This is a genomic window from Achromobacter sp. Marseille-Q4954 (genome assembly GCF_943737025.1).
Lineage (GTDB): Bacteria > Pseudomonadota > Gammaproteobacteria > Burkholderiales > Burkholderiaceae_B > Achromobacter > Achromobacter bronchisepticus_A.
In genome coordinates this window covers 1,592,570-1,607,672 of sequence record NZ_CALSFQ010000002.1, presented here as the reverse complement: position 1 = coordinate 1,607,672, position 15,103 = coordinate 1,592,570, and the positions used below count along the sequence as shown (strand labels likewise).

Here is a 15,103-nt window from a genome sequence, read left to right as displayed (position 1 = left end):
TGGCGTGGACGTTGCTGTCGGCAGCCAGATCCGAGCCCGGAACGTTGATGCTGTAGCCCAGCGAGCCATCCGGCTGGGTCGTGACCTGGCCGGTGAACTCCTTGCCATTGACGGTCAGGGTGACGGTATCGCCCACCTTGACGTCGCCGCCGACCTTGCCGGTCACGGGAATGTTCTTGCCCGCTTCTTCGGTGTTGACGATGCCGTCGCCGGCAATGGTGTCAATGGTGATGGAGGCTTCCGGCGGCAGCGTGTCGACGACCGTCGACGTTTCGCCCGGCAATCCGGGAGTACCTACCTCGTTAGTATAGCTGCCGTCCGGCACCCTGACGGTCACGGTGCCTTCGAAATTGTTGGGTACTTCAAGATCACCGGTCCACTTGGTGGGGTCGGTCGGGTCGGGACGCAGGTTGGTAACCTTGCCGTTCTCAACGAGGACATCGTTGAGATCGAACCCGACAGGGCGCTCGGTGAACTTGAAGGTGACGGTACCGTCGTCGTTGATGGTGACAACGACGGAGGGGCGGACCGGAACGACAGGCGTCGTGCCGCCATCGTCGTCGTTGCCGCCCACGCCGCTGCCGGACATGCGCGGAAGAATATCGTTGCCGCGCGACGGGTTCGGATAGGCCAGGTCCAGCGGGGTCGTGGTTTCAAGAATGCGGGCCAGGCGCACGAAGCTGCTGCCGCCGGCATCGCCGCCGCCGGCCACGACGGCAGCGGTGGGATCCAGTTCATCGAACGGGTCGCGGCCGTCGCGCAGGGCGGCCAGCAAGCGGTCGGAGTCGGTGCCGGAGGGCGGAGCCACGGCCGCTTCGGACGGGTCGGCCAGGGGACCGGTCATGTCGCCGGTCACGGCAACTTCGCGGCCTTCGCCGATGACGATCGGCATGCCGTTCTCGACCTGAAGCGAAACGGTGGCGCCCGAGGCAGTGACGACGTCGCTGCCGGCGGGGACCTTGCTGCCTTGATGCAGTTCAGTCAGGGAACCGTCGCTATTGCGTATCCACGCGCGACCGGAGATTTCGTTGACGACTGCGGGAGAAGTGTTGGCCATGTTGGTTCCGTTTCAGGGAGTTATCCAAGATGGCCAGATACTAGATTGCGCCGCCGGCGCGGGATATTGTCCTCAAGGACAGTATCAGGAAGTAATTTTGATTTTGGCGTCGGCGGGGGCAGAAATGCCGTGGACGAGCAGGGCGAGCTGCAGGCGGTCGGTTACGCCCAGCTTTTCGAAAACGGCTGACAGGTGGGCCTTGACCGTGCGCTCGGTGATGCCCAGGGCTTCGGCGATCTGCGCATTGGCCTGGCCGCTGGAGGCATAGCGGGCGACGGTGATTTCACGCTCCGTCAACACCCCGCCGTCCCAGGAGCTCTCGTCCTGAGCACGTTCGGCAACCAGCTTGAGCAGGCGCGACACCAGCGAACGGCCCATCCAGATGCCGCCAGAGGCGACGACTTCCAGTGCCTGCGACAGCGAGGCGGCCGAGGCATAGCCGTGGCAATAGCCATGCGCGCCGGCGCCCAGTACCCGGGTGCCTTGCTCGTCGTTCGGACTGGGGCTGGCGACCACCACGTGCAGGTCCGCGAGCGTCGCGGCCCAGATGGGATCCTGCCAGGAAGGCAGCCGGGGCAGGTCCGCATCCAATACCGCCAGAGTGCGGCCCTGTTCGCGCCAGCGTTGCAGGTCGGCCAGGCCGCGCCCGCGGGCCGCCAGCCAGCGGGCCGGGTTCAGGCCGCGCCAATGCTGCCACAACAGGTCGTCGTGCGTAATCAACAGGACAGGAACGGGTTTCATAAAGCCTTGCAGCCCTCCTTTAACGTTCGGTAAAGGCATTCGCCTTGGCGCGCAGTATGGGCTTGAGCAGGTACTGCAGCACCGTGCGCTTGCCAGTCAGGATATGAACCTCCGCCACCATCCCGGGGATGATGGGCAACAGTTTGTCGCCTACCGTGCTGCGGTCCGTGCGGACCCGCACCACATAGTAGGAATTGCCTTTCTCGTCGGTCACGGTGTCCGCGCCGATTTGTTCCACCTTGCCTTCGAGGCCGCCGTAGATGGCGAAGTCGTAGGCCGTGAATTTCACTTCCGCCTTCTGGTCGGCATGCAGGAAGCCGATGTCGCGCGGCTGGATGCGGACCTCGAGCAGCAGCGTGTCGTCCTTGGGCACGATTTCGATGATGTCCTTGCCAGGCTGGACCACGCCGCCGACCGTGTTGTTGAACAGCGTCTTGACCGTGCCGCGCACCGGGGCGCGGACCTCGGCCAGCTTCACGCGGTCGGCCAGCGCCAGCTTGCCTTGGCGCAGGGTAGCCAGCTTGGTGTTGGTTTCCGAGAGTTCGTTGCGGGCCTGGTTGCGGATGTTCAGTTCGGCTTCCTGGAGCTTGCTTTCGGCTTCCTTGATGGAGGCCTGGAAGCGGTCGATCTGGGCTTCGGCGCCTTTCTGTTCGCCGCAGTAGCGGGCCACGTCGCGTTGCAGGCGCAACAGGTCGACTTCGGACACGGCGCCGCTCTTGAGCAGGGGACGGGTCACCTGCAACTCGCGCGAGGTCAGGCCGCAGCTGGCCGAGGCCTGGTCGCGTTTGGCGATCGTTTCGCGCAGGTCTTCCTGGCGCTGCTTGAGCTGTTCGCGGGCAACGTTGACGGTGGCGTTCAATTCCGTGGTGCGCGCCTGCCACGCATTGCGCTCCATTTCCACCAGTCCGGGCGCCTGCGCCAACACTTCCGGGGGAGCCACGAAGGGGTCGCCGGTGGCCAAGGCCTGCAGGCGGGCCGCCTTGGCGAGCAGGGACAGGTATTCGGCGTTGTTCTCGCCCAGCGACGAGGCGAACCGGGTGGAGTCGATCTTCAACAGGATTTCGCCGGCCTCGACTTCCTGGCCCGGACGCACCAGGATTTCCTCGACGATACCACCGTCCAGACTCTGGATGATCTGGACCTGGCGCGAGGGTACGACCTTGCCTTCGCCGCGCACGACTTCGTCGATGCTGCCGGTGCCGGCCCAGAACAGCAGCCCGCCGGTGGCCAGCAGGCTGACCCATAGCAGGATGCGCGAACCGCGCGCCTGCGATTCATGGATGACCCATTCCGCGTTGCCTACGTAGTCGGAGCGTTGCTGGGGCTTGCCTTTTTCGGTTCCGTCCAGCAGGCGGTCGAAGAAGAACACGAACACGCCGCGCAGCTTGCGCCACAAGCTTCCAAACAGGCCGTGCCGGGTTTCGCCAGGATTGTTCAGCATGGTTTCCTCAGCTTCCGCGTCCGACGCGTCCTTGACGCAGTGCCTCGACCACTTGCTCCTTGGGACCGTCGGCCACGATATGGCCGTTGTCGATCACGATCAGGCGGTCGACCAGGTCCAGCAGGGCGGTGCGGTGCGTGACCAGCAGGATCGTCTTGGTGGCGCTGGCTTCACCCAGCCGCTTGCGCAGCTGCGCTTCACTCTGGTGATCCATGTTGCTGCTGGGCTCGTCCAGCAGCAGGATGGGCGGATCGTTGATCAGGGCGCGGGCCACCGCCACCGACTGGCGCTGGCCGCCGGAGAGGGATTCGCCGCGTTCGCCGATGATCATGTCGAAGCCATCGGGGTGCAGGTTGGCGAAGTCGGTGACGCCCGCCATGTTGGCGGCCGCCAGGATGCTGGCGTCGTCGGCGTAGGGCGCGCCCATCGCCAGGTTGTGCTTCAGGCTGCCATAGAACAGCAGCGGGTCCTGCGGCACGTGGCCGATGGCGCGGCGCACGTCGGCCGGATCGATCTGCCGCACGTCCACGCCGTCCAGCAGGACTGCGCCCTCGGTAGGTTGGTACAGCGCCAGGGCCAGCTTCTCCAGCGTGGTCTTGCCGGAGCCGATGCGGCCGATGATGCCGACCTTTTCGCCCGGCTTGAGCTTGAAGGACACTTTCTTCAGCACCGGCTGCTTGCTGCCGGGATAGCTGAAGGTCACGTCGCGGAACTCAATGCCGCCGTGGAAGACCGGGCGATGCAGGAATTCGGCTTCTGCCGGACGTTCGATCGGCAGCTTCATATAGTTGTCGATCGAACCCAGCGAGGTGCGCGCGTTCTGGTACTGCATCAGCAGTCCGGCGACCTGGCCGAGCGGGGCCAGGCAGCGCCCGGCGATCATGGAGGCGGCGATGATGCCGCCCATCGATATGGCGGATTCCTGGGCCTGGTAGACGCCGATGATGACGACGGAAATCGACACCAGTTGCTGGATGGCCTGCACGAAGCCGACCGTGGACGACGAAATCAGCTTCAGTTTGCCGCCGGTCAGGGCGATGTACTCGGTGGCGCGCTCCCAGTTGCGCTGGATGGAGCCCTGCGCGTTGAGCGTCTTGACGGACTCCAGGCCGGTCAGGGCCTCGACCAGGGTCGCATTGCGCTGCGACGAGGCCTGGTAGGAAGCCATGGTGAGGGATTCCATGCGGGCTTGCGCGGCCAGCGACACCAGCAGGATCAACACGATCGCGACCAGCGGCGGCAGCACCATCCAGGGCGAGATCCAGGCCAGCGCCAGCAGGAACAGCAGAATGAAGGGCAGGTCGACCAGGGTGGTGATGGTGGCCGATGCGATGAAGTCGCGGATGGATTCGAATGAACGCAGGTTGGCGGCGAAGGAGCCCACCGACACCGGCCGGCCTTCCATGCGCAGGTCCAGAACGCGTTCCATGATCTGCGCCGACAGGCGCACGTCGACCCGTTTGCTGGCGCTGTCGACCACGTGGGAGCGCGCAGTGCTCAGGATCATGTTGAAGATCACGACCAGGGTGATGCCGATGGCCAGCACCCAGAGCGTTTCGACAGCGTTGTTCGGCACGACGCGGTCATACACGTTCATGGTGAACAGCGGCATCGCCATCGCGAAGACGTTGATCAGCAGGGCGGCGATCAGCGCGTCGCGGTACAGGCGCCGGTTTTCCATGATGGCGGCCCAGAACCAATGGCGCTCGCGCACCTTGGCGACTTCGGGCGCACGCGCGTCGAAACGGAACTGCGGGCGCACGAAGCACACCAGTCCGGTGTATTGCGCAGATAGTTCCGCGGCGCTCATTTCCATGGAGCTGCCGCCCAGTTCGGGGTGGCTGACGACGTAGTTTTCGCCGTCTTTCTTCAGCAGCAGGCAGGCGCGTTCGCCGTTGAGCAGCAGGATCGCGGGCAGCAGGTCTTGCGAAATGCTTTCCAGCGTGCGCTTGACCACGCGGGCCGAGAGCTGGGCACGCGCGGCGGCGCGCGGCAGCAATGCCGGCGTCAGCTTGTGTTCTTCCAGCGGCAGGCCGGCCGACAGCGCCTGAGCCGTCGCCGTCACGCCATGCAGCCGGGTGATTTCAACCAGGCAGTCCAGCAGTGGGTCGTCGTGCGCCGCGCGCGCGTCAGCGCGCCACTCCCGGGCCGCCATTTCAGATAACTTGTCCATCTTCGTCATCCAGCAGGTCGAGGTGTTCGGAGAGGCGCGCGCGCTGTTGCTTGCGCTGGGTCAGCTTTTGTTGAGCCTGGATAGGCAGGTCGGTCATACGCAAGGTGCCATTGGCTATCAGCGCGTCGATCAGGTCTTCCAGGACGCGGACGAAGTCCGCATCCAGTTGTGAGAAGTCGTTGCCCTGTTTCTGCATATGGTCTCCTTGCGCTTGCATCGCCTAGGGTTTGGCCTTGGGCGAGTTTACCGGGATGAACGTGGGCGGCAGGTTGCCCTCGTTGTATTGCACGCGCACGGGTGCCAGGCGGGCCGAGTCGGGGATCGTCGAGTTGCAGAGCTTGATGACTTCGTCGGAGACTTCCAGCTTGCCGTTTTCTTCGGGCATTTCGTTGCGCGCGGGCTGCAGCGACAGCGCCGGCAGCAGCGCGTGCGACAGCGCCAGCCAGCGGTATTGCGCGATCTGCAGGTCATACAGCGCGTTGGTCAGGGCGCGGCGCGATTCGAACAATTCGTTTTCGGTGTCCAGCAAGTCCAGCAGCGAACGCTGGCCGATCTGGAATTGCTGGCGGTAGGCTTCGCGCACCTTGGTGGTGGCCACTTCGTGGTCACGCAGGAAGGGCAGCTTCTGGCTCAGGCTGGCGACGTTGTTCCAGGCCACGGCCAGGTCCTGCTGCACATTGCGGCAGGTGTAGTCGCGGATGTCGCGCGCGGCATAGGACTGCGCGGAGGTCTGGCGCACGCGGGCGGAGTCGGAGCCGCCGCGATACAGGTTGTAGCTCATGACAACCTGGACGCTGGAGTTCTGGATGTCGCGGTTTTGCGGCGTCGGGTCGTTCTGGTCGCGGCCGGTGGCGGCCACGAACTCGAACTTGGGCGAGAAAGCGCCCTTGGACGAGGCGACGCCTGCCTGGGCGGCCTGCAGCCCGGCCTGCTTGGACAGGAAGCTGGGGTTGCGGCGCAGCGATTCGTTGAAATCGGCGGGTTTGACCGGCAGCTTGCCGCTGATATCGGGCGTGGGCTGCATCGCTTCAGGGGGCAGGGCACCGGTGACGCGCTGGAAACGCTGTTGCACGTCCAGCAGGTTGGCGGTTTCGGTCATCAGGTTGGTCTGGGCCAGCGCCAGGCGCCCGCCGGCCTGTTCCAGGTCGACGCGGCGGCCCACGCCCGATTCGGCGCGCTCATTGATCTGCTTGAGCGTTTCTTCGTGCAGGGTGTAGTTCTGGCGCGCCAGCAGTTCCATGTCGCGATAGCGCTGCAGGTCGATATAGGCCTGCACTGCGCCGAAGGCGGTGTTGTCGCTGGTCGCCAACAGGTCATAGAAGCGCGCCAGCTTGTCGAAGCCGGCTTGCTTGACGTCGTTGCTCGTACGGAAACCGTCGAAAATCAGTTGACGCAATTCCACGCTATAGCCGGGGCGGTTCCAGCTCTGCGACCCGACTCCGGGCACGTTGTTGCGGTATTCGCGGCCCACGTAGCCTTGCGCATTGATCTGCGGGAAGAACGCGCCGCGAGCGACGGCCTGGCCTTCCAGCGAAGCCTGGAAATCATGGTACTTGGCCTGGATTTCCGGGTTGCTGAGCAGGGTCTGCTCGACGACCTGGTTCAGAGTGACCCCAGCTGCCCCGGAGGCGGGGGCTGCTGACTGTGCAAATGCCGCAGGAACGAATGCCAGGGCAAGGACCGAAGTCGTGCTTTTGAGCAAAAACGAAGCCATAGTGATTATTCGCGAGTCGAGTTAGGAATTAATGGCCGCCATATTGTGTGGAAATGTCAGATTTGACGAGTCAATATTTGTTAATTCTTGACGAAGTTTTCCGGTCGGCAGTTTGGGTTTCTTCGCGCATCATCTCTTAATTAGCTTGAATTTGCACTAATTTCGCGATATTCCAGATTTGTGATCCGGTTTAATGCAGGATAAATGCGGTTTATTGCGCTTTATTTCGCGGTTTGGGTGAACACGGCGCACAACGATTATATCGGTTTGATAATTTTGTATCTGTTTTAAATACCCGAATTTGTATCTGTAACTGTTTGGTTGCGGTTCGATTGAGGTATGGAAATAAGACGAAGTGACCTCGTCATGTCTTAGCATGGTAGTGCTAGTACTGGTATGTAAGGTGCAGTTGTACTAGGTTGAGACCCTGTGCATAATTCGCTCATGCCGCAGTGGCTGGCGCCCGGGATCGTTGTTTGAACCGCGCGCGGCACGAGCCGGATTGTCTATTTGCAGAGCGCATCCATGGCCCAAACTCTTTACGACAAACTCTGGGACGCCCACGTCGTCCATCAGGAATCAGACGGCACCTGTCTGCTCTATATCGACCGCCACCTGGTGCACGAAGTCACCAGCCCGCAGGCGTTCGAGGGCCTGGCGATGGCCGGCCGCAAGCCGTGGCGCACGGGCGCCAACCTGGCAGTCGCGGACCACAACGTGCCGACGCTGAACCGCGCCCAGGGCATCGACGATCCGATTTCGCGCCTGCAGGTGGACACGCTGGACGCCAACTGCGAAAAGTACGGCATCACCGAATTCCGCATGAATGACCTGCGCCAGGGCATCGTGCACGTGATCGGCCCGGAGCAGGGCGCGACCCTGCCCGGCATGACCGTGGTCTGCGGCGACTCGCACACCAGCACTCACGGCGCCCTGGGTGCGCTGGCCTTCGGCATCGGCACTTCCGAAGTGGAGCACGTGCTGGCGACCCAGACGCTGCTCATGAAGAAAGCCAAGAGCATGCTGATCAAGGTCGACGGCGAATTGCCCTTCGGCTGTACGGCCAAGGACGTGGTCCTGCACATCATCGGCATCATCGGCACGGCCGGCGGCACGGGCTACGCCATCGAGTTCGCCGGCAGCACGATCCGCGCCCTGTCCGTGGAAGGCCGCATGACCGTCTGCAACATGGCCATCGAAGCCGGCGCTCGTTCCGGCATGGTGGCGGTGGACGACAAGACCGTCGAGTACTTCCGCGGCCGTCCCTTCGCGCCCACGGGCGTGCTCTGGGATCAGGCGGTGGGCTACTGGCGCACCCTGCATACCGATGAGGGCGCCAAGTTCGACGCCGTGGTGCAAGTCAACGCCCGCGACATCAAGCCGCAGGTCACCTGGGGCACGTCCCCGGAAATGGTGCTGCCGGTGGATTCCCGCGTGCCGGACCCCGATCGCGAAAAAGACGACGTGCGCCGCAGCGGCATGGAGCGCGCCTTGCAGTACATGGGCTTGAAGCCGAACACGCCGCTTACCGATATCCGCGTGGATCGCGTGTTCATCGGTTCTTGCACCAATTCGCGCATTGAAGACCTGCGCGCGGCGGCGGCGGTCGCACGCGGCAAGCATGTGGCCTCCAATGTGCGCCAGGCCATGGTGGTGCCGGGCTCGGGCCTGGTCAAGCAGCAGGCCGAGCGCGAAGGGCTGGACAAGATCTTCATCGAGGCGGGCTTTGAGTGGCGCGAGCCGGGCTGCTCCATGTGTCTGGCCATGAACGCCGACCGCCTGGAACCGGGCGAGCGTTGCGCCTCTACCTCGAACCGCAATTTCGAGGGCCGGCAAGGGCAGGGCGGGCGCACCCATCTGGTCAGCCCGGCCATGGCCGCCGCAGCCGCCGTCGCCGGCCATTTCGTCGACGTCCGCACTTTCCGTTAAGCGTCACGCACCGAGTATCGACATCATGCAAGCATTTACCACTCACGAAGGCCTGGTGGCTCCGCTCGACCGCGAAAACGTGGACACGGACCTCATCATTCCCAAGCAGTTCCTCAAATCCATCCAGCGCACCGGCTTTGGTCCGAACCTGTTCGATGAACTGCGCTATCTGGACCATGGCGAACCCGGCATGGACAACAGCAAGCGTCCGCTGAATCCGGATTTCGTGCTGAACCAGCCGCGTTACCAGGGCGCGTCGGTGCTGCTGGCGCGCAAGAACTTCGGCTGCGGCTCCAGCCGCGAACATGCGCCCTGGGCGCTGACGCAGTTCGGTTTCCGCGCCATCATCGCGCCGTCCTATGCCGACATTTTCTTCAACAACAGCTTCAAGAACGGTCTCTTGCCCATCGTCCTGTCGGAACTGGAAGTCGCGCGCCTGTTCGACGAAGTGAAGGCTTTCCCCGGCTACAAGCTGCGCGTCGACCTCGACCGCCAGGTCGTGGTGGCGGCGGATGGGCGCGAGATGGGTTTCGACATCGAACCCTTCCGCAAGTACTGTCTGCTCAACGGCTTTGACGATATCGGGCTGACCCTGCGCCAGTCGGACAAGATCCGCGCTTTCGAGGCCGAGCGCCTGGCCCGTCATCCGTGGCTGGAAAGCCGTCCCATCGCCTGACGCCACCATTCTTCTGATTACAGGATCGTTTTCGTATGACTCACAACATCGCAGTCTTGCCGGGTGACGGCATCGGCCCGGAAATCGTCGAACAGGCCGTGCGCGTCCTGAAGGCGCTGGACGTGTCCTTCGATATCAAGCAAGCGCCCGTGGGCGGCGCCGCCTTCGATGCGTTCGAGCATCCGCTGCCGCCGGCCACGCTGAACCTGGCCAAGGAATCGGACGCCGTGCTGTTCGGCGCCGTGGGCGACTGGAAGTACGACAGCCTGCCGCGCGAGTTCCGCCCCGAGCAGGCCATTCTGGGCCTGCGCAAGGCGCTGGGCCTGTTCGCCAACCTGCGTCCGGCCATCCTGTATCCGGAACTGGCCAGCGCTTCGTCGTTGAAGCCCGAGATCGTGTCCGGCCTGGACATCCTGATCATCCGCGAACTGACTGGCGACATCTATTTCGGCACGCCGCGCGGCGTGCGTTCCTCGCCCGACGGCGCCTTCACCGGCGAACGCGAAGGCTACGACACCATGCGCTACGCGGAATCCGAAGTGCGCCGCATCGCACGCATCGGCTTCGAATCGGCGCGCAAGCGCAACAAGAAGCTGTGCAGCGTGGACAAGGCCAACGTGCTGGAGACCTCGCAGTTCTGGCGCGACATCGTCATCGAAGTGGCGCGCGAGTATCCCGACGTGGAACTGTCGCACATGTATGTCGACAACGCCGCCATGCAGCTGGTGCGTAACCCGCGCCAGTTCGACGTCATCGTGACCGGCAATCTGTTCGGGGACATCCTGTCCGACGAAGCGGCCATGCTGACGGGCTCGATCGGCATGCTGCCTTCGGCTTCGCTGAACGCCGGCGGCCAAGGCTTGTACGAGCCCAGCCACGGTTCCGCGCCCGATATCGCCGGCCAAGGCATCGCCAATCCGCTGGCGACCATCCTGTCCGCGGCCATGCTGCTGCGCTATTCGCTGAATCTGGCGCCGCAGGCTGACCGCATCGAGGCCGCCGTGCGCCGTGTGCTGGCCGACGGCCTGCGCACCGCCGACATCTTCGAGCCGGGCACGACCAAGGTCGGCACGGCGCAGATGGGCGACGCAGTGCTGAAAGCGCTGGCCTGATCTTCTCGGGATCGAGCCGCCGGGCGCCCGTGCGCCTGGCGGTTGAAGCGCCGTAAAACAAGGGGCAGCCCGGCTGGGTCGCCCCTTGTTTTGCTGTTGTGGCATCGCCTCGAAAGCGCTCTGTATCCATTGCGGCCCCTATTATTTCTAGCTGCGCCGCAACATCTGGCCGTGCATTCTGATAAATTGTTGAATTGCACGGCTTTTTCCCCTGGACCCTAGTCTCCACACCTTTAAAGAGCGATTGAAATGAATCAAGCAGTAGGCCTTGTCGGCTGGCGCGGTATGGTCGGCTCGGTGCTCATGCAACGCATGCGCGACGAGAACGACTTCGCACTGATCGAACCGGTGTTTTTCTCCACCAGCAACGCTGGCGGCGCCGCGCCCACTTGGGCCACTGGCGCAGGCCCGCTGCAAGACGCCTACAACATTGACGCTCTGAAAAAACTGCCGATCATCGTGACGGCGCAAGGCGGCGACTACACCTCCGAGGTCTATCCCAAGCTGCGCGGCGCAGGCTGGAACGGCATCTGGATCGATGCCGCCAGCACCCTGCGCATGGCCGATGACGCCATCATCGTGCTGGATCCGGTCAACCGCCCGGTCATCGACGCGGCGCTCAAGCGCGGCGTGCGCAACTTCATCGGCGGCAACTGCACCGTCAGCTGCATGCTGATGGGCCTGGCCGGCCTGTTCAACAACGACCTGGTCGAATGGATGACCTCCATGACCTACCAGGCTGCTTCCGGCGGTGGCGCGCAGCACATGCGCGAGCTGCTGACCCAGTTCGGCGAGATCAACGGGTCGGTCAAGTCGTTGCTGGACGATCCCGCGTCGGCCATCCTGGAAATCGACCGCGGCGTGCTGGCCAAGCAAAAGGATCCGGCGCTGCCCCACGAGCACTTCGGCGTGCCGCTGGGTGGCAACCTGATTCCCTGGATCGACAAGGACCTGGGCAACGGCATGTCCAAGGAAGAGTGGAAGGGCGAGGTCGAGACCAACAAGATCCTGGGCCGCGGCGCCGCCTTCGGCACGCCCGCCACGCCGATCGACGGCCTGTGCGTGCGCATCGGCGCGATGCGCTGCCACAGTCAGGCGCTGACCATCAAGCTCAAGCGCGATGTGCCGCTGGACGAGATCGAAGCGCTGATCGCCGAAGGCACGCAGTGGGCCAAGGTCGTGCCCAACACCAAGGAAGCCACGGTTTCCGCGCTGACGCCGGTCGCTGTTACCGGCACGCTGGACATTCCCGTGGGCCGTCTGCGCAAGCTGTCGATGGGCTCGCAGTACCTGGGTGCTTTCACCGTGGGCGACCAGCTGCTGTGGGGCGCCGCCGAGCCGCTGCGCCGCATGCTGCGCATCGCGCTGGCCGAAGCCTGACGCCGTTGCAGGCGGCGTTCGGCGCCGCCTGAGCAGGCACGCAAGGCAAGCAAGGGCACCTCAGGGTGCCCTTGCCGTTTGCAGGGCGTCTGTACCGTGCCGGCGGACAGGCCCGCCAGCAAGCGCGGCCGGGCCTTTCAGGTTTGTGAAATGCGCATGATCCATTACACTTTTCCCGTGAATTGATGCCAGTTCTCACCGATATGGCGTGATCCGGCTCCAGCCCGCAAGTCGACTACAAGACGGAATTCCAGCTTATGACCCAGCGTTCGCGCCAAGTGAAGCATGCCCGCCGTTTAAAAGCCCTGCAGTGGGCGATTGCGCTGGCGATTGGCTCAAGCGTGTGCAGTACCGCCATGGCCATGCGCGTGGGGCATTCGCGGGTGGTTTCCGTGCCGGGCGCGCCGCTGCAGGCGGTGGTGGGATTGCAGGAACTCACGCCCGAGGAAATCGCATCGCTCAAGGTGTCGGTGGCCGACGAGGCGTCCTGGCAACGCGCGGGCCTGAAACCGCCGGTCCCGCTGGCAAGCATGGTGGTCCGGGTTGAGGACGGCCTGGACGCCACGCGCAAGAATCTGCGCGTGCGGGCCTCGCAGCCGCCGGCCAGCGGCGCGGTTGATCTGCTGCTGGATATCAGCTCCAGCTCCGGGCAGCGCCAGGTGCAGGTCAGCATCCTGGTGCCGTTGCGCGGCACCACGGCCGATGTGACGCCGGCCGCGGTCGGCACGCCGGGGCGTGCGGCGGGATCACGTTCGGTCAACGTGAAGTCCGGCGACAATCTTTTCGCGATCGCGCAGCGCAATGCCGTGCCCAACGCGTCGGTCTATCAGATGCTGGTGGCCTTGTGGCGCGCCAATCCCGAGGCATTCATCCAGAACAATATGAATCTGGTGAAGGCTGGCCAGAGGTTGACGATTCCCGACGCGGCCACCGTGCGCGCGGTGGATCCGGCCGAAGCGCGGCGCATCTTCAATGAGCATGCCGAGGCATTCGCGAAGTACCGCGCGCGCATCGGCGCGGCGGCCGGCGCGAATCCGTCCGTGGTCCAGGGGCAGGGCGCGGCTTCAGGCAGCGTTGCGCCTCCCGCTGATGCCGGGGCGGCCAGCGCATCGCCGCCGCAGGATCGCGTTCGCTTGTCCTCCGGGCAGGCGCAAGACAGCGCGTCGGCTCAAGCCGAGGCGCAGGCTGACGCCAGGACGTCGAGCGAGCGCGCCATGGCCGATGTCCAGGGGCGTGTGAGCCAACTGCAGAGTAATGTCGACGATTTGAACAAGGCGGTGGCACAGCAGGGCGCCGCTGGTGCAACGGGCGCTTCGGGTGCAACCGGCGCTTCGGGTGCAACGGGCGCTTCGGGTGCGGCGGGTGCTTCGGGTGCAACGGGCGCTTCGGGTGCGGCGGGTGCTTCGGGTGCAGCGGGCGCTTCGGGTGCAACGGGCGCTTCGGGTGCAACGGGCGCTTCGGGTGCAACGGGCGCTTCGGGTGCAACGGGCGCTTCGGGCGCTTCGGGTGCAGCGGGCGCTTCGGGTGCAGCGGGCGCTTCGGGTGCAGCGGGCGCTTCGGGTGCAGCGGGCGCTTCGGGTGCAGCGGGCGCTTCGGGTGCAGCGGGCGCTTCGGGTGCAGCGGGCGCTTCGGGTGCGGCAGGCGCTCCGGGCGCGGCAGGCGCTCCCGGCGCAACAGGAACGGCAGGAGCCGCGAGCACTCCCGGCGCCGCCGGCGCTTCTGGGACACCTTCGCCAGATCAGGCCGCCGGTACGCCGGCAGGCAAGGATTCTGCCTCGGACATGCCTGCGTGGCTGGCCGACAATCTGCTCGTTATCGTCACCGCAGTGCTGGCGCTGATCGCATTCGCGATTGCCTGGCTCTTGCGCCGGGCCGGCGCGCGGCGCGGGGACGATGACGAGGAAACCTACGAATTCAACGAGCCAGCGCTGGATACGGCGGCGCTGAACCGCAAGCTCGGAAGCATCAATCTCGACCTGGACGAACCGCCCACGGACGAACCGCACCGTGTCGGCGGGCCACGGGTTTGATACATGTCTAGAGTTGCATTGGGGCTGGCGTATGACGGCTCCGCCTGGCAGGGTTGGCAGACACAGCCGCATCGGCAAACGGTGCAGGACACGCTGGAGGCCGCCCTGGGCAGTTTTTGTGGTGTGGAAGGGCCGGTGGCGACCATCTGCGCCGGCCGTACGGACACCGGTGTGCACGGCGCGATGCAGGTAGTCCATCTGGACACCGAGCTCGATCGCCGGATGGAATCCTGGGTCCGGGGGGTGAATGCCTTCCTGCCACCCAGTATTTCGGTCCAGTGGGCGCAGCCGGTATCGGACGAATTCCACGCGCGATTTTCCGCGCGCGCCCGCACCTACGTTTATCTGTTGTGGCGCGGCCGCGTTCGGCCTGCGTTGTGGGCCGGGCGGGCTGGCTGGTGTTTTCAGCCGCTGGACGTCGATGCCATGCGGGCCGCGGCAAACGCCTTGCTGGGCGAGCATGACTTTTCCAGCTTCCGTTCCTCGCAATGCCAGGCCAAGCATCCCGTGCGTCATCTCTACCGGCTGGACATCGATGAACGCGGGCCGTTCCTGGTGTTCACCCTGAAGGCCAATGCCTTCCTGCATCATATGGTGCGCAACATCATGGGCGCACTATTGCAGATCGGGCAAGGGCGCGAATCGGTGGACTGGATGGCGCAGTTGCTGTCCTGGCGCGACCGCAAGCGGGGCGCGCCGACCTTCGCGCCCGATGGCCTGTACCTGTCCGCCATCGATTATCCGGAAGCGTTCGGCCTGGATGAGCTCGACGGGGGATCGCAGTTGCTGTCGCCGTTTACTCAAACCTATTAGGGATGTCGCCGGCAACGGCGATGCCTGTCCATATCCG

General features: G+C 64.5%; 12 protein-coding genes. 6 read left to right on the top strand and 6 right to left on the bottom strand.

All coding sequences use genetic code 11. From position 1 onward, the window contains the following. The 6 genes from NGK62_RS25500 to NGK62_RS25475 form a co-directional block, all read right to left on the bottom strand. Positions 1-1,057 (bottom strand): retention module-containing protein (locus NGK62_RS25500; RefSeq protein ID WP_251880900.1); only part of this gene is annotated, 1,057 nt, incomplete at its 3' end. A gap of 84 nt (positions 1,058-1,141) precedes the next feature. Further along, positions 1,142-1,798: a helix-turn-helix transcriptional regulator gene (locus NGK62_RS25495; protein WP_059371199.1), complete on the bottom strand. Its 657-nt coding sequence runs from the start codon at positions 1,796-1,798 to the stop codon at positions 1,142-1,144. Positions 1,799-1,817: 19 nt separating this feature from the next. Then, a complete protein-coding gene (locus tag NGK62_RS25490) occupies positions 1,818-3,239 on the bottom strand; it encodes an HlyD family type I secretion periplasmic adaptor subunit (protein ID WP_059371198.1) in 1,422 nt (473 codons plus the stop codon). Positions 3,240-3,246: 7 nt separating this feature from the next. Further along, positions 3,247-5,412 carry a type I secretion system permease/ATPase gene (locus tag NGK62_RS25485; protein WP_059371197.1) on the bottom strand — a complete coding sequence of 722 codons (2,166 nt, stop codon included), beginning with the start codon at positions 5,410-5,412 and terminating at the stop codon, positions 3,247-3,249. Further along, a complete protein-coding gene (locus NGK62_RS25480) occupies positions 5,396-5,608 on the bottom strand; it encodes a hypothetical protein (protein WP_042792889.1) in 213 nt (70 codons plus the stop codon). Before NGK62_RS25480 ends, NGK62_RS25485 begins: the two co-directional genes overlap by 17 nt. 24 nt (positions 5,609-5,632) lie before the next feature. Next, a complete protein-coding gene (locus NGK62_RS25475) occupies positions 5,633-7,126 on the bottom strand; it encodes a TolC family outer membrane protein (RefSeq protein ID WP_059371196.1) in 1,494 nt (497 codons plus the stop codon). A gap of 525 nt (positions 7,127-7,651) precedes the next feature. On the opposite strand from NGK62_RS25475, the gene leuC reads away from it, so the two are divergent. The 6 genes from leuC (at position 7,652) to truA (ending at position 15,066) form a co-directional block, all read left to right on the top strand. Next, on the top strand, positions 7,652-9,055 hold the full coding sequence (gene leuC, locus NGK62_RS25470; protein ID WP_059371195.1) for a 3-isopropylmalate dehydratase large subunit: 1,404 nt from the start codon (positions 7,652-7,654) through the stop codon (positions 9,053-9,055). A 25-nt stretch (positions 9,056-9,080) separates the two neighbouring features. Further along, positions 9,081-9,731, top strand: coding sequence for a 3-isopropylmalate dehydratase small subunit (gene leuD, locus NGK62_RS25465; RefSeq protein ID WP_054458281.1), 651 nt, complete (start codon positions 9,081-9,083; stop codon positions 9,729-9,731). Positions 9,732-9,766: 35 nt separating this feature from the next. After that, positions 9,767-10,843, top strand: a complete 1,077-nt coding sequence (gene leuB / locus NGK62_RS25460) for a 3-isopropylmalate dehydrogenase (protein WP_118934947.1) — start codon at positions 9,767-9,769, stop codon at positions 10,841-10,843. Between the two features lie 249 nt (positions 10,844-11,092). Then, the gene (gene asd / locus NGK62_RS25455) at positions 11,093-12,223 is read left to right on the top strand and encodes an aspartate-semialdehyde dehydrogenase (protein ID WP_059371193.1); all 1,131 of its coding nucleotides are present in this window, start codon (positions 11,093-11,095) and stop codon (positions 12,221-12,223) included. Positions 12,224-12,480: 257 nt separating this feature from the next. After that, positions 12,481-14,253 carry a type IV pilus assembly protein FimV gene (locus NGK62_RS25450; protein WP_251880898.1) on the top strand — a complete coding sequence of 591 codons (1,773 nt, stop codon included), beginning with the start codon at positions 12,481-12,483 and terminating at the stop codon, positions 14,251-14,253. 3 nt (positions 14,254-14,256) lie between these two features. Continuing rightward, on the top strand, positions 14,257-15,066 hold the full coding sequence (gene truA / locus NGK62_RS25445) for a tRNA pseudouridine(38-40) synthase TruA (protein WP_118933334.1): 810 nt from the start codon (positions 14,257-14,259) through the stop codon (positions 15,064-15,066). The last annotated feature ends 37 nt before the right edge of the window (positions 15,067-15,103 follow it).

Bases quoted from the DNA above. Each gene is read 5' to 3' on its own strand.
- NGK62_RS25495 (WP_059371199.1), bottom strand. From the start codon at position 1,798: ATGAAACCCGTTCCTGTCCTGTTGATTACGCACGACGACCTGTTGTGG.
- truA (WP_118933334.1), top strand. From the start codon at position 14,257: ATGTCTAGAGTTGCATTGGGGCTGGCGTATGACGGCTCCGCCTGGCAG.
- leuC (WP_059371195.1), top strand. From the start codon at position 7,652: ATGGCCCAAACTCTTTACGACAAACTCTGGGACGCCCACGTCGTCCAT.
- asd (WP_059371193.1), top strand. From the start codon at position 11,093: ATGAATCAAGCAGTAGGCCTTGTCGGCTGGCGCGGTATGGTCGGCTCG.
- NGK62_RS25490 (WP_059371198.1), bottom strand. From the start codon at position 3,239: ATGCTGAACAATCCTGGCGAAACCCGGCACGGCCTGTTTGGAAGCTTG.
- NGK62_RS25480 (WP_042792889.1), bottom strand. From the start codon at position 5,608: ATGCAGAAACAGGGCAACGACTTCTCACAACTGGATGCGGACTTCGTC.
- NGK62_RS25485 (WP_059371197.1), bottom strand. From the start codon at position 5,412: ATGGACAAGTTATCTGAAATGGCGGCCCGGGAGTGGCGCGCTGACGCG.
- NGK62_RS25450 (WP_251880898.1), top strand. From the start codon at position 12,481: ATGACCCAGCGTTCGCGCCAAGTGAAGCATGCCCGCCGTTTAAAAGCC.
- leuD (WP_054458281.1), top strand. From the start codon at position 9,081: ATGCAAGCATTTACCACTCACGAAGGCCTGGTGGCTCCGCTCGACCGC.
- NGK62_RS25475 (WP_059371196.1), bottom strand. From the start codon at position 7,126: ATGGCTTCGTTTTTGCTCAAAAGCACGACTTCGGTCCTTGCCCTGGCA.
- leuB (WP_118934947.1), top strand. From the start codon at position 9,767: ATGACTCACAACATCGCAGTCTTGCCGGGTGACGGCATCGGCCCGGAA.